At 64.4% G+C, this 13403-nt stretch carries 16 protein-coding genes; 14 read left to right on the top strand and 2 right to left on the bottom strand.

Annotation, left to right across the window (positions count from 1 at the left end; genetic code table 11):
- Positions 1 to 199: 199 nt before the first annotated feature.
- The 10 genes from galE (at position 200) to tatC (ending at position 6782) form a co-directional block, all read left to right on the top strand.
- A complete protein-coding gene (gene galE, locus KW830_RS09615; protein WP_066540446.1) occupies positions 200 to 1234 on the top strand; it encodes a UDP-glucose 4-epimerase GalE in 1035 nt (344 codons plus the stop codon).
- A 144-nt stretch (positions 1235 to 1378) separates the two neighbouring features.
- Entirely contained in the window at positions 1379 to 2179 is an 801-nt protein-coding gene (gene hisF, locus KW830_RS09610; protein WP_218332960.1) for an imidazole glycerol phosphate synthase subunit HisF, read from the top strand.
- A gap of 110 nt (positions 2180 to 2289) precedes the next feature.
- Positions 2290 to 2679, top strand: a complete 390-nt coding sequence (hisI, locus tag KW830_RS09605) for a phosphoribosyl-AMP cyclohydrolase (RefSeq protein ID WP_066540456.1) — start codon at positions 2290 to 2292, stop codon at positions 2677 to 2679.
- A gap of 8 nt (positions 2680 to 2687) precedes the next feature.
- Complete coding sequence (locus KW830_RS09600) at positions 2688 to 3086, top strand: phosphoribosyl-ATP diphosphatase (RefSeq protein WP_066540855.1); 399 nt, start codon at positions 2688 to 2690, stop codon at positions 3084 to 3086.
- On the top strand, positions 3083 to 3475 hold the full coding sequence (locus tag KW830_RS09595) for a hypothetical protein (protein WP_192334732.1): 393 nt from the start codon (positions 3083 to 3085) through the stop codon (positions 3473 to 3475). Before KW830_RS09600 ends, KW830_RS09595 begins: the two co-directional genes overlap by 4 nt.
- Positions 3476 to 3506: 31 nt before the next feature.
- On the top strand, positions 3507 to 4547 hold the full coding sequence (locus KW830_RS09590) for a patatin-like phospholipase family protein (RefSeq protein ID WP_218332959.1): 1041 nt from the start codon (positions 3507 to 3509) through the stop codon (positions 4545 to 4547).
- Between the two features lie 49 nt (positions 4548 to 4596).
- Positions 4597 to 4971, top strand: a complete 375-nt coding sequence (locus KW830_RS09585; protein ID WP_066540465.1) for a histidine triad nucleotide-binding protein — start codon at positions 4597 to 4599, stop codon at positions 4969 to 4971.
- A gap of 131 nt (positions 4972 to 5102) precedes the next feature.
- Positions 5103 to 5354 carry a Sec-independent protein translocase subunit TatA gene (tatA, locus tag KW830_RS09580; RefSeq protein ID WP_066540467.1) on the top strand — a complete coding sequence of 84 codons (252 nt, stop codon included), beginning with the start codon at positions 5103 to 5105 and terminating at the stop codon, positions 5352 to 5354.
- Between the two features lie 21 nt (positions 5355 to 5375).
- Positions 5376 to 5861, top strand: a complete 486-nt coding sequence (gene tatB, locus KW830_RS09575; protein WP_066540470.1) for a Sec-independent protein translocase protein TatB — start codon at positions 5376 to 5378, stop codon at positions 5859 to 5861.
- A 114-nt stretch (positions 5862 to 5975) separates the two neighbouring features.
- Positions 5976 to 6782 (top strand): twin-arginine translocase subunit TatC, encoded by an 807-nt coding sequence (gene tatC / locus KW830_RS09570; RefSeq protein WP_066540857.1) that lies wholly within the window; start codon positions 5976 to 5978, stop codon positions 6780 to 6782.
- A gap of 341 nt (positions 6783 to 7123) precedes the next feature.
- Here the strand turns inward: tatC and KW830_RS09565 are convergent, their stop codons facing one another.
- On the bottom strand, positions 7124 to 8275 hold the full coding sequence (locus tag KW830_RS09565; RefSeq protein ID WP_192334730.1) for a trypsin-like peptidase domain-containing protein: 1152 nt from the start codon (positions 8273 to 8275) through the stop codon (positions 7124 to 7126).
- A gap of 359 nt (positions 8276 to 8634) precedes the next feature.
- On the opposite strand from KW830_RS09565, the gene KW830_RS09560 reads away from it, so the two are divergent.
- The 3 genes from KW830_RS09560 to pdxA all read left to right on the top strand — a co-directional run bounded on the left by KW830_RS09560 (position 8635) and on the right by pdxA (position 12091).
- On the top strand, positions 8635 to 9963 hold the full coding sequence (locus KW830_RS09560; protein ID WP_218332958.1) for an MFS transporter: 1329 nt from the start codon (positions 8635 to 8637) through the stop codon (positions 9961 to 9963).
- 131 nt (positions 9964 to 10094) lie between these two features.
- A complete protein-coding gene (locus KW830_RS09555; RefSeq protein ID WP_066540860.1) occupies positions 10095 to 10844 on the top strand; it encodes a Nif3-like dinuclear metal center hexameric protein in 750 nt (249 codons plus the stop codon).
- 188 nt (positions 10845 to 11032) lie between these two features.
- Positions 11033 to 12091 carry a 4-hydroxythreonine-4-phosphate dehydrogenase PdxA gene (gene pdxA / locus KW830_RS09550; protein WP_066540474.1) on the top strand — a complete coding sequence of 353 codons (1059 nt, stop codon included), beginning with the start codon at positions 11033 to 11035 and terminating at the stop codon, positions 12089 to 12091.
- Positions 12092 to 12206: 115 nt separating this feature from the next.
- Here pdxA and mscL read toward each other — a convergent pair whose 3' ends face one another.
- Positions 12207 to 12644 carry a large conductance mechanosensitive channel protein MscL gene (gene mscL, locus KW830_RS09545; protein WP_218332957.1) on the bottom strand — a complete coding sequence of 146 codons (438 nt, stop codon included), beginning with the start codon at positions 12642 to 12644 and terminating at the stop codon, positions 12207 to 12209.
- Between the two features lie 151 nt (positions 12645 to 12795).
- On the opposite strand from mscL, the gene petA reads away from it, so the two are divergent.
- Complete coding sequence (gene petA / locus KW830_RS09540) at positions 12796 to 13395, top strand: ubiquinol-cytochrome c reductase iron-sulfur subunit (protein ID WP_066540484.1); 600 nt, start codon at positions 12796 to 12798, stop codon at positions 13393 to 13395.
- The last annotated feature ends 8 nt before the right edge of the window (positions 13396 to 13403 follow it).

Below are 13403 nucleotides of genomic sequence, written 5' to 3'. Positions count from 1 at the left end.
ACACGTAAGCCACCTCCCCAGGTTTATAGATTTTCGCTATTAATTTCTCACTCTGATTGCCTGTCGATCGCTGTGCGTCGGACAAGGCTGTTACATGCGCGCAATCGGCCTTGTCTTCCGTTATGGTTGATTGAAGCTGTGCAACTTGAAAAGTGCAATCGTTGGGCGACGTACGTACATCTGAGTAGGGGGGATAGCTGTGATTCTCATTACTGGTGGCGCTGGATTCATTGGCTCACACACCTGCGTAGCGCTCGCAGCCTGCAGTGAGCCATTTCTGATCCTGGATCATTTCGGCAACAGCCGACGGTCGGTACTGGAACGCATGGGGCGCATCACCGGAATGGTTCCGCCATGCATCGAAGGCGATATCCGCGATGCCGGATTGCTGCGGCGGATCTTTGCGCAGTACCCGATCACCGAGGTGATCCACTTCGCGGCGCTCAAGTCGGTCGGAGAGTCGGTGCGCGAGGCCCTGCGCTATTACGACAACAATATCGCTGGCACCGTGACCCTGCTGCAGGCCATGCGCGCGGCGAATGTCCGCAGCATGGTGTTCTCCTCGTCGGCCACGGTGTATGGTGACCCCGCCTCGCTGCCCATCCGCGAGGACTTTCCGCTGTCCGCCACCAACCCCTATGGCCAGACCAAGCTGATGATGGAACAGGTGCTGGCCGATACGTCCGCCTCCGAACCCGGGCAGTGGCGCATTGCGCGGTTGCGCTACTTCAACCCCGTCGGGGCGCATGAAAGCGGCCTGATTGGCGAAGACCCGCAGGATGTACCCAACAACCTGATGCCTTATGTGGCCCAGGTGGCGGCCGGTCAGCGCCCTTGCCTGAGCGTGTTCGGCAACGACTACCCCACGCCCGATGGCACGGGGACGCGCGACTACATCCATGTGATGGACCTGGCGGCAGGCCATGTGGCGGCCTTGCGCTATCTGCGCCAGAACATGGGACTGCTGACCGTGAACCTGGGCACCGGCCGTCCGGTGTCGGTACTGGAGATGGTGCGCAGCTTTGAAAAAGCCAGCGGCCGCCCCGTGCCCTATGCCGTGGTGGCGCGCCGCCCGGGCGATGTGGCGCAGTGCTGGGCCGACCCCGGCCTGGCCGAGCGGCTGCTGGGCTGGAAGGCCGAGCTGGATGTCGATCGCATGTGTGCCGATGCCTGGCGTTGGCAGAACGGCATGGCACGCAGCTTGCTGGAAGAAAGTGCCCTGGCGGCGCACTGAGCGCCGGCTGCGGCAGAGGGGTGGCGGATCGCGTGGGTTGCAGCGCCCTGCCTGGGCGCGGGAAAGCATGACCAGCCCGATGGGCGGCGGTACGCGTGGTATCTTGTGGCCCTTTTCCAACTCGCCATACGCTTTTCAGTTCCTATGCTCGCCAAACGCATCATCCCCTGCCTGGACGTGACCGGTGGTCGTGTCGTCAAAGGCGTCAATTTTCAGGAGTTGCGGGATGCCGGCGATCCGGTGGAAATCGCGGCGCGCTACAACGCCCAGGGCGCGGACGAGCTGACGTTTCTGGACATCACCGCCACCAGCGACGGGCGTGATCTGATCCTGCCCATCATCGAGGCCGTGGCTTCCCAGGTGTTCATTCCCTTGACGGTGGGGGGCGGTGTGCGCACGGTGGACGATGTGCGTCGCCTGCTCAACGCCGGCGCGGACAAGACCAGCTTCAATTCCGCCGCCATTGCGAACCCCGCCACCATCAATGCCTGCAGCGACAAATATGGCGCGCAGTGCATTGTCGTGGCGATCGATGCCAAGCGCCGTACGCCCGAGGACGAGCAGCGCATCGGCCCCGGCGGCACGGCCATGGGCCCCGGCTGGGATGTGTACAGCCATGGTGGCCGCAAGAACGTGGGCCTGGATGTGGTGCGCTGGGCGGCGGAAATGGCGCAGCGCGGCGCCGGCGAGATTTTGCTGACCAGCATGGACAAGGACGGCACCAAGAGCGGTTTCGATCTGCAGCTGACCCGTGCCGTGGCCGACGCTGTGGGCGTGCCGGTCATCGCCTCGGGCGGGGTGGGCAATTTGGACCACTTGGCCGACGGCGTGCAGCAGGGCGGCGCCGATGCGGTGCTGGCCGCCAGCATCTTCCACTACGGTGAGTACACGGTGCAGCAGGCCAAGGAGCGCATGCGCGAACGCGGCATTCCGGTGCGTCTGTAAAAGATTTTCAACATGCGGGGCTGCGGGTGCTTGTGCCGCGCAGCCCTCGGGTTTTGTATCCAAAATGGCAGCCAGGGCGCACCGGCTGCCATGCCATCAGGGAACTGCCAATGAACTGGCTTGATGAAGTGAAGTGGGACGACCAAGGCCTGGTGCCTGTGATCGCCCAGGAAAAAGGCTCGGGCGATGTACTCATGTTCGCCTGGATGAACCGCGAAGCACTGCAAAAGACGGCCGAACTGGGCCGTGCGGTCTACTTCAGCCGCTCGCGCGGCAAGCTGTGGTTCAAGGGCGAAGAGTCCGGCCATGTGCAGACCGTGCACGAGATGCGCATCGACTGCGACAACGATGTGGTGCTGCTGCAGGTCACCCAGCTGGGGCATGAACCCGGCATCGCGTGCCACACCGGCCGCCACAGCTGTTTTTTCAGCATTTACAAGGACGGGGTCTGGGTTGCCAGCGATCCGGTCTTGAAAGACCCCGAATCCATCTACAAGTGAAGTGCACCATGTCTGAATCCTCTCCCAGCGCATCGGTGGAAGGCGGCCTGGCCCGTCTGGCCGCCGTGATCGAAAGCCGCAAGGTCGCCAACGGCGGCGACCCCGAGAAAAGTTATGTCGCCCGCCTGCTGCACAAGGGCCCGGATGCTTTTCTGAAGAAGATTGGCGAAGAGGCCACCGAAGTGGTGATGGCCGCCAAGGATGTGGACCATGGCGGCGACAAAGGCAAAATCCTCTACGAGGTTGCGGATTTGTGGTTCCACTCCATGATTGCGCTGTCGCACTATGGGTTGACCCCTGCCGACGTGGTGGCCGAGCTGGAACGCCGTGAAGGCACCAGTGGTCTGGAAGAAAAAGCATTGCGCAAAGCCAAGGAAAGGGCCGCGCAGGAAGGAGCTGCCGAGTGAACAACGACATCGTCGACGTCCACGCCGTGGACCAGGCCACCCTGGATGGGCTGAAGGCCTGGGGCTGGGTCAGTTACGTGCTGCACCTGATCGTGGCGGTCACCGCCGTGCTGCCGGGCACACAGGCCTCGGTGGCGCTGCTGATCGTGGCGCTGGTCATCGACCTGGTCAAACGCTCGGCCGCCAAAGGCACCTGGCACGAATCGCACTTTGAATGGCGCATCCGCAGCGTGATCTGGAGCGGGGTGCTGTATGTGCTCACCGCCCCGCTGTGGCTGTTGTTCCTGATCCCTGGCTGGATTGCCTGGGCGCTGATCTCGCTGTGGTTTCTCTACCGCATCGTGCGCGGCATGCTGGCCATGAGCCGGCAAGAACCCTTGCCTGCCTGATTCTTTCTTTTTCAGCACTGCTATACCGCCCATGGCCGCACGCCAAGCCAGCGCTCCCACCTGTCTGAACCTGGCCTTGCAGGGTGGTGGCTCCCATGGGGCTTTCACCTGGGGGGTGCTGGATGCCCTGCTGGAGGACGGCGGTTTTGGCTTTCCCGGTGTCAGCGGCACCAGCGCCGGTGCCATGAATGCGGCGGCCCTGGTCAACGGGTTTGCCAGTGCGGCACTGGAATTCCCGGACGACGCCGAACGCCGCCATACCGAGGGCTGCGCCCGTGCCCGCGAGAGCCTGAAGGCCTTGTGGGACGGGGTTGGCACCATGGGCAGCCTGATGTGGGGCGTGCCGGCGGCCCACCAGGCGCTGATGGGCATGATGACCCAGTGGCTGTCGCCCTACCAGACCAACCCGCTGGACTTCAACCCGCTGCGCAGCCAGCTGGAGCGGGTGGTGGATTTCGCGGCGCTGCAGAGCGCCGCCGGCCTGAAAGGCGTGCCCCAGGCCTTTGTCTGTGCCACCAATGTGCGCACCGGCCGGGGCAAGATCTTCAAAGGCGCGGAAATCACTGCCGATGCGGTGATGGCATCGGCCTGCCTGCCGCAGATGTTCCGTGCGGTGGAAATCGACGGCGAGCATTACTGGGACGGCGGCTATTCCGGCAACCCGGCGCTGTACCCGCTGATCTACGACACGCAATGCAGCGACATGCTGCTGGTGCAGATCAATCCCATCGAGCATGCCGAGCTGCCCAATACCGCCGCCGAAATCATGGAACGCATGAACGAAGTCACGTTCAACGCCGGCCTGCTGGGGGAGCTGCGCGCGATTGATTTCGTGCGCCGCCTGCTGGCCGAAGGCCGGCTGGACGCCAGCCGCTACAAGAGCGTGCTGCTGCACCGCATCGATGGCGGCGCGGCGCTGGCGGAATTCGGTGCGGCCAGCAAGATGCGCGCCGACAGCAGCTTTTTGCGCAAGCTGTTTGCGCTGGGCCGTGCCGAGGGTGAACGCTGGATCACCGCCCACCGCGACGATGTGGGTGTGCGCCAGACGCTGCAGATCGTCGACAATCCCTGAGTTTGTGAACCCTTGCCCGAGCCAACCGGCCGGGCGCCTTGCCTGAGCCATGACCGCTACCCACCACGACCACGATCCGAATTGCATCTTCTGCAAGATCATTGCGGGGCAGATTCCCTCGCGCAAGGTGTACGAGGATGACGATATCTTCGCTTTCCACGACATCCAGCCCTGGGCCCCGGTGCACTTCCTGCTCGTGCCCAAGAAACACATTGTCTCCATGGCCCATCTGACCGCCGAAGACGCACCGCTGATGGGCAAGCTCATGGCCCTGGTGCCCCGGCTGGCCCAGGAACAGGGCTGTAACCCCTATCCGGAAGGCGGCTTCCGCGTGGTGATCAACACGGGTGCCGAAGGGGGGCAGGAAGTGCACCACCTGCATGTGCATGTGATCGGCGGCCCCCGCCCCTGGAAAAAGGGCTGAGGCCTCGTTTGATCTGACCCCTATTACTGGCCGCAGCCATACCCCTTATGCCGCGATAGCCCTAAGGCTTGGTCGAGCAATGAGGCATGGCGGGCCGTCTACAATGAAACGCATTCGTTAGGAGAATATTCATGGGCTCGTTATCCCTTTGGCACTGGCTGATCGTGCTGCTCATCGTGGTTTTGGTGTTCGGCACCAAGAAGCTCAAGAACATTGGCAACGACCTGGGCGGTGCCGTCAAGGGCTTCAAGGATGGCATGAAGGAGGGCGGTGTCGGCCCGGCGGCGGACGCCGGCAAGACCGAGGCCCCTGCAGGCCAGGTCACAGCCACCACCACGGCCGACAAGGCCACCATCGACGTCGAAGCCAAGCAAAAGAGCTGAGCGGCGTGAAGGTGTGCGCACATGATTGATATCGGCCTGTCGAAAATGGCGTTGATCGGCGCGGTGGCCCTGGTGGTCATCGGCCCCGAGAAACTGCCGCGCGTGGCCCGCACCGTGGGCACGCTGCTGGGCAAGGCACAGCGTTATGTGTCGGACGTCAAGGCCGAGGTCAACCGCTCCATGGAGCTCGATGAGCTGCGCAAGATGAAGGAGACGGTGGAAACCGCCGCACGCGACGTGGAAAAGTCGGTGCACGAAACCTCCTCCAGCCTGGAAAAGGACTGGCGCGAGGCCACCGACTTCGATGGTGACAGCGGCAGCGACAGCCCGGGCACCGCCTATGACAGCTACAGCACCGTCACCCCGGTGTACAAGCACCCGGGCAAGAACTTCCGCCTCAAGCGGGGGGCCGTGCCCCAGTGGTACAAGGCCCGCTCCGGCGTGCGCACCAAGGTGCAGTCGGGGGCGGCGCGTGTGGCGCGGTTCCGGCCGAAGCGCTTTCACTGACACAGCGCAGGCATTGCCTGCAGGGCCGGCAACCCCCTAGGTGGTGACCGGCCCGTTTTCGTTTCAGGGCATCCGGCCTGCATGGCAGGCGATGTCCGGTACATTTCCCCCACCATGTCCGAAAAACCTTCCCGCGAAGACGAAATGGCCGGCACCGAGCAGCCCTTTGTGCAGCACCTGATGGAGCTGCGCGACCGGCTGCTGTACTGCATCTACGGCATTGCCCTGGCGGTCGCGGTCCTGGCCATCTGGCCCGGCCCCAACGGGCTGATCGATTTCATCGCACACCCCATCAAGATGCACATGCCGCCCGACGCGAAGCTGATCGCGGTGGGCGTGTTCTCGCCGTTCTTTGTGCCGCTGAAGGTGCTGATGATGGTGGCCGTGCTGGCCGTGCTGCCCTGGATCATGTACCAGCTGTGGGCCTTCGTCGCCCCAGGCCTGTACAGCCATGAAAAGAAGTTTGCCCTGCCGCTGATCATCTTCGGCAGCTTCCTGGCTTATGTGGGCATCGCCTTTGTGCAGTTCTTCGTGCTGGACAAGATGTTCGCCTTCATCCAGGGTTTCACGCCCGAGAGCGTGGCTGCGACACCGGACATTGCCTCCTACGTCGAAGCCATTCTGTCGCTGTACCTGGCGTTCGGTCTGGCTTTCCAGGTGCCCATCGTGGTGATGCTGCTGGTGCGCTTTGGCGTGGTGGACATCGACAAGCTCAAGAGCTTCCGCGGCTACTTCATCGTGCTGTCCTTCGTGATTGCCGCCGTTGTCACGCCGCCGGACGTGATTTCGCAACTGGCGCTGGCCATCCCGATGTGCGTCCTGTACGAGGTGGGCATCATCGGCGCGCGCTGGTTCAAGAAGACTGCGCCCCTTTCCGAGTCCGAGGAAGAAGGCAAGACCTCGGTGGACAGCCACAGCTGATCCCCGGTGCGGCAGGCCGCGCCCGCTGCCATGTTCCTCAAGCCCGGTGCAGACCGATCTGCCCGGGCTTTTTTGTGCCCGGTGACCGTGTGCAAAAGGCCGGGCCGCACTGCAGCCGTCCTCATGCGGGCCCGTTGAGTGGGGGCACGGGGTGGAGGAGACCGGAGTGGACGCTGCTGCTTGCAGACCGGGGTTGGCGCCATGGACGGTGCGCGCACTGACTGTGTGCTGCAGCAGAGGGGCTGTGGGGGGGCTCCGGTGCGGCACCGGCACAAAAAAGCCCGGCCAAGGCCGGGCGGATGGGGTGCGATGGGGCTGCTGGCGTACTGCCAGCGGGCACCTCAACGCCGGTTCACCTGTTGCGGCGGGCTGGGGCGCACGCCCGGAGTGATCTGCAAGGTGGTGCTGCCGTCGGCGCGCTGCACGATGAAAGGCGCCGCCGTGCCGGGCGGCAGCGCGGCGACATTGGTCATCAGCTCGGCCACATTGCGCACCGGCTTGCCGGCCACTTCGGTGATCACATCGCCGGGGCGCATGCCGCCCTGGGCAGCCGGGCCGTTGTGCAGCACGCCGGTGATGATGATGCCCTGCCCGGCCTTCACCCCGAAGGTCTCGGCAAGTTCCGGCGACAGCTCGTTGGGCTCCACGCCAATCCAGCCGCGCGTGACCTTGCCTTCCTTGACGATGCCGTCCAGCACCAGCTTGGCGGTCGAGACGGGGATGGCAAAGCCGATGCCCAGGCTGCCGCCGGAGCGCGAATAGATGGCCGTGTTGATGCCCAGCAGATTGCCGTTGATGTCCACCAGGGCCCCGCCGGAGTTACCGGGGTTGATGGCAGCATCGGTCTGGATGAAGTTCTCGAAGGTGTTGATGCCCAGCTGGTTGCGGCCCAGCGCACTGACGATACCGCTGGTCACGGTCTGGCCCACGCCGAAGGGGTTGCCGATCGCCAGCACGGTGTCACCCACAGCAGCCTGGTCGGAGTTGCCCAGCACGATGACGGGCAGCTTGTCCAGCTCCACTTTCAGCACGGCCAAATCGGTATCGGGGTCGGTGCCGATGATGCGGGCCTTGGCGCGGCGGCTGTCGGAGAGCGTGACTTCGATCTCGTCCGCACCGGACACCACGTGGTTGTTGGTCAGGATGTAGCCATCGGGGCTGATGATCACGCCGCTGCCCAGGCCCGCCTGCTCCTGCGTGCCGGCCTGGTCACCGAAGAAGAACTGGAACCAGGGGTCGTTGGCGCGCGGGTTGGGGATGGACTTGCTGGTGTTGATGCTGACCACCGCCGGCATGGCCTGCTTGGCTGCGGCGCTCAGGCTGCCGGGGACGGGTTCGGGGCGCGGCTCGGACGGGGCTTCGAGCAGGGAGATGCCGGCGCGGCTGACGGTGGCGCCGCTGCGCAGCCAGCTGGGTTGCAGCGTGGCCACAATGAAATAGGCCGCCAGCAGCACGGTGACCGCTTGCGAGAACAAAAGCCAGTAACGCTTCATACAGAGGTGTTCAGAGGATGGAGGGGGGCGCCGATGCCGCCCAGAAACCTGAGCGTACGTCGATTTGCGCCAGGCCGCAGCGATTGTGCGTCATCGCGGCTCGGAATGGCTGACTTCGCCGTCCGTGGAGGTGCGGGGTTAATGTCGGCAGGGCGTCAGTTACATAGTGTTAACCCTAGAATATTTCCTCGACTGCGCCACGCCGCGTTCACTTTCCGCCCCGCACACCCGCGAGGCGGGGAGATGGTTCAAGCCTCCCCATCCAGAAGTCTTGCAGAACGGTCCGCCACCGCATGTTCACCCCTGCCGTGGCACCCACCGCGCTGTCTGGCCGAATAGATTTCTGGAAAGACGCTCCTATGAGTAAGACTGCCAATGCACGCGCCCACCAAGTGGCGGGCGGTGCGCACCACCGTCCTCTGAACCGAGAGGACTACAAGACACTGAGCCTGTCCGCCCTGGGCGGCACGCTGGAGTTCTACGACTTTGTCGTGTTTGTGTTCTTCGCGAACGTCATCGGCACGCTGTTCTTCCCGGCCGAGTTGCCGGACTGGATGCGCCAGCTGCAGACGCTGGGCATTTTTGCGGCCGGTTACCTGGCCCGTCCCCTGGGCGGCATCATCATTGCCCACTATGGCGACAAGATCGGCCGCAAGAAGATGTTCACGCTGTCCATCTTCCTGATGGCCGTGCCCACCCTGGTCATCGGTCTGCTGCCGACCTACGCCTCCATCGGCATTGCCGCGCCACTGCTGCTGCTGCTGATGCGCGTGCTGCAAGGCGCTGCCATCGGCGGTGAAATGCCCGGCGCCTGGGTGTTCGTGGCCGAGCATTCGCCCGCCAAGAACTACGGCCTGGCCATTGGCACGCTGACCTCCGGCATCACCGGCGGCATTTTCCTGGGCTCCATCTTTGCGGTGTGGCTCAACAGCACCTACAGCCAGGAAGAGATCCACGACTGGGCCTGGCGTCTGCCGTTCATCCTGGGCGGTGTGTTTGGTCTGGTGTCGGTCTATCTGCGCAAGTTCCTGCAGGAAACCCCGCTGTTCCAGGACATGCAAAAGCGCAAGGCAGCCGATGCCGAGCTGCCCATCAAGACCATCCTGCGTGACCACCGTGAAGCCTGCTGGCTGGTGGCCCTGATGACCTGGGTGCTGTCCACGGCCATCGTGGTGGTGATTCTGTTCACCCCCGCCTATCTGCAGAAGGTGTTCCACATCCTGCCGGCCGATGCCATGAAGGCCAACGCGGTGGCCACGGTCACGCTGACCATCGGCTGCGTGTTCTGGGGCTGGCTGAGCGACAAGATCGGTACCCGCTGGACCATGGTGCTGGGCTGGGGCGGCATGACCGTGACGACCTACCTGTTCTACCTGAACCTGCCCGGCCAGGACACGCTGGTGCTGCGCTATGCGCTGGTGGGCTTCTTCGTGGGCTCCATTTCGCTGCTGCCGGTGGTGGGCGTGCGAGCCTTCCCGGTCGCGGTGCGCTTCACCGGCCTGTCCTTTGCCTACAACATGGCATACGCCGTGTTTGGCGGCCTGACCCCGATGCTGGTGTCCGTCTGGCAGCAGGTCGACATCATGGCCCCCGCCCACTACGTGGCCGCCATGGGCGTGCTGGGTGCGGCCCTCGGCTTCTGGAAGCTGGCCTGCTATGGCTGGCAGCCCAAGGTGGCCAAGGCCTGAGTCCGTTTTTCCTCTCCAAGGTCAGGGCAGCTGCGGCTGCCCTTTTTTGTGCCTGCGATGTGCCTGTGAAGTGCTTGTGAATTGAGGGGCCGGGTGCCGGCAGGCACGGCGGCATGGGCACAATCGGGCCCATGATCCTGCGACACGACCTTCTGGCCCAGTTTGACGGCCTGCTGCAACCCGAACGCTTCAAGGACTACGGGCCCAACGGCCTGCAGGTGGAGGGCAAGGCCGAGATCCGCCGCATCGTCAGCGGCGTGACGGCCAGCCGCGCGCTGATTGAAGCCGCCATTGCCGACGGCGCCGATGCCATCTTCGTGCACCACGGTCTGTTCTGGCGCGGCATGGATGGGCGCATCACCGGCTGGATGAAGGAGCGGATTCGCCTGCTGCTGGCCCACGACATCAATCTGCTGGCCTACCACCTGCCCTTGGACGCGCACCCCACGCTGGGCAACAACGCCCAGCTGGGCCTGCGACTGGGTCTGCAGCACGACGCCACCTTTGGGGACCAGAATCTGGGCATGGTGGGTGGTGGCAGCTTTGCCAACGCGGCAGCGCTGGCCGCCCAGGTACAGCAGACGCTGGGCCGCACGGTGACCTGCGTCAGCGGGGCGGAGGCGGCTCCCATCCGCCGCGTGGCCTGGTGCACGGGCGGAGCGCAGGGCTTTTTCGAGGGGGCGATCGCCGCAGGAGCGGATGCCTTCATCACCGGCGAAATCTCCGAACCCCAGGCGCACCTGGCACGCGAGACCGGCACCACCTTCATTGCGGCGGGCCACCACGCCACCGAGCGCTATGGCGCTCCGGCGGTGGCCGCCCATGTGGCGCAGCAGCTGGGGCTTGAGCACCGTTTTATCGACATCGACAACCCGGCGTGACCTGGCATCGGCTGGCGCGGTCCCCTCAGCTTCGCCTGCACGGCACGCTGCCCGCGCCATGCCCCGACGGGCTGGGTAGCCCGCAGCGCCCGTGTCGGCCGCAGCCATGGCCGGGCCGGTTGATGTAAAACCAGGAGCTGGACATGCTGATCCGGTCTGCATGTTCGGCCTATTTGGATCCATACACCATGTCAGCATCCCGCATGCCACTGCCCGTGGCCATCACCCAGGGCGATTCGGCCGGTATCGGCCCGGAAATCATTGCCAAAGCCTTCCGCGACCATGGCCCGCTGTTGCGCGGCTGCTTTGTGGCCGGGGATGTGGACACCGTCCGTCGCGGTGCCCAGGCGGTGCGGCGTGGGGGTGAAACCTACTTGCCGGTTGCCGCCATTGGCGCTCCAGCCCAGGCGTGGGATGTGCCGCCGCGCTGTATTCCAGTGCTGCAACTGCCCGATATGCCTGCCGCCGCGCCCTGGGGGCAGGTCAGCCGGGCGGCCGGCGAAGCCGCCGCACGCAGTGTGCAGTGGGCAGCGCGGGCGGCCCTGGCGGGTGAGGTGGCGGCACTGGTGACCGCGCCTTTGCACAAGGAAGCGCTGGCGCTGGCCGGCGTGGACTTTCCTGGCCACACCGAGCTACTGCAGGCCGAAGCGGCGCGCCATGCGGGCGTGCCCATCGCCCAGATGCCGGTGCGCATGATGCTGGCCAACGACCAGCTGCGCACCGTGCTGGTGAGCATCCATGTGTCCTTGCGCGAGGCACTGGATGCGGTGACCCAGCCCCATATCCTGCAGACCCTGCGCATCACCCATGCCGCGCTGAGCCGCAGCCTGGGGCGTGCACCGCGCATCGCCGTGGCCGGACTGAATCCGCATGCGGGGGAGGGCGGTCTGTTCGGGCGCGAGGAAATCGAGGTGATTGCACCCGCCGTGGCCCAGGCGCAGACCGAGGGAATGCAGGTCTGGGGACCGATTTCCCCCGATACCGTCTTCATGCGGGCCCGTAACACCCCGCAGCGTGCTGGGGAATTCGACGTGGTGTTGGCGATGTACCACGACCAGGGTTTGATCCCTGTCAAATATCTTGGTGTAGAGGAAGGGGTCAACGTGACCCTGGGACTGCCCCTGGTGCGCACCAGTCCGGACCATGGAACGGCGTTCGATATTGCCGGTCGGGGCATCGCCGATGCCTCCAGCATGGTGGAGGCGGTGCGGGTCGCCAAGCGCCTCGCCGGCCTGCCGGTGGACTGAGGTCGAGGAGCCTCTCTTCATGCGTTTGCACCAACTTGGTGCTGCGCAGAATCCGGCGGAAGCCGGCAGCAAAAAGCCCCGCCAAGCGGGGCTTTTTGCTGGGTGCGCAGGCGCTTCAACGCTGCGGATTGCGCAGGCTGTCGCGGATTTCGCGCAGCAGCACCACGTCTTCCGGCGTGGGGGCCGGCGCCGCGGGTGCGGTCGGTGCTTCGCGCTTCAAGCGGTTGATTTGCTTGACCATGATGAAGATGATGAAGGCCAGAATCAGGAAGTTCACGGCCACCGTGATGAAGTTGCCATAGGCAAAAACGGGCACCCCGGCCTTGCGCAAAGCGTCCAGCGTGCGGGGGATGCCATCGGGCACGGTCCCCAGGATGACGAACAGGTTGGAGAAGTCCAGTTTGCCGAAAATCAGGCCCACGACGGGCATGATCAGGTCGTTCACGACGGAGTCCACGATCTTGCCGAAGGCCCCGCCGATGATCACGCCGACGGCCAGATCCATCACGTTGCCCTTGATCGCGAACTCGCGAAATTCTTGCATCATTGCCATGGCTGACAGCTCCATAAAACGGGTTGAAATTGGGGGCAAGTATGGGGGTGAACACTGGTTTTCCATGTCGGACAGGCACTGGAATAACCCTAATCGCTCCGCTACAATTTTTCGATTGACCCCAATCTAGCGATGTTCATCGAGGATTCCCATGAGTGAAACTCCAGTCGACTCCAGCAAACGGACGTGGATCATCACGTCCGCTTGTGCCGGTGCGGTGGGCGGCGTGGCCGCTGCCGTGCCTTTCGTGAGTACGTTCCAGCCTTCCGAGAAGGCGAAGGCGGCCGGTGCTGCCGTGGAGGTGGACATTTCCACCCTGAATCCTGGTGAAAAGATCACCGTGGAATGGCGCGGCAAGCCGGTGTGGATCATCAAGCGCACTCCCGAGCAGCTCAAGGAGCTGCCCGAGCAGGATCCGCTGCTGGCCGATCCCCAGTCGCTGCGCCACCCCGACCAGTTCACCCCGGTCTATGCCCGCAACGAAGGCCGCTCCATCAAGCCCGAAGTGCTGGTGGTCGTCGGCATCTGTACCCACCTGGGCTGCTCGCCCACGGACAAGTTCGTGGCCGGTCCCCAGCCTTCGCTGCCTCCCGACTGGAAGGGCGGCTTCCTGTGTCCCTGCCACGGTTCGACCTTCGACATGGCGGGCCGCGTGTTCAAGAACAAGCCCGCTCCAGACAACCTGGAAGTGCCGCCCCACATGTACCTGTCGGAGACCAAGCTCCTGATCGGTGAAGACAAGAAGGCTTGAGGGAGTCG

It is taken from the genome of Comamonas sp. CMM03 (assembly GCF_019218715.1).
Classification (GTDB): domain Bacteria; phylum Pseudomonadota; class Gammaproteobacteria; order Burkholderiales; family Burkholderiaceae_C; genus Comamonas; species Comamonas terrigena.
The sequence above is the reverse complement of the archived record's forward strand: the minus strand, read 5'-3'. Positions and strand labels throughout refer to the sequence as shown.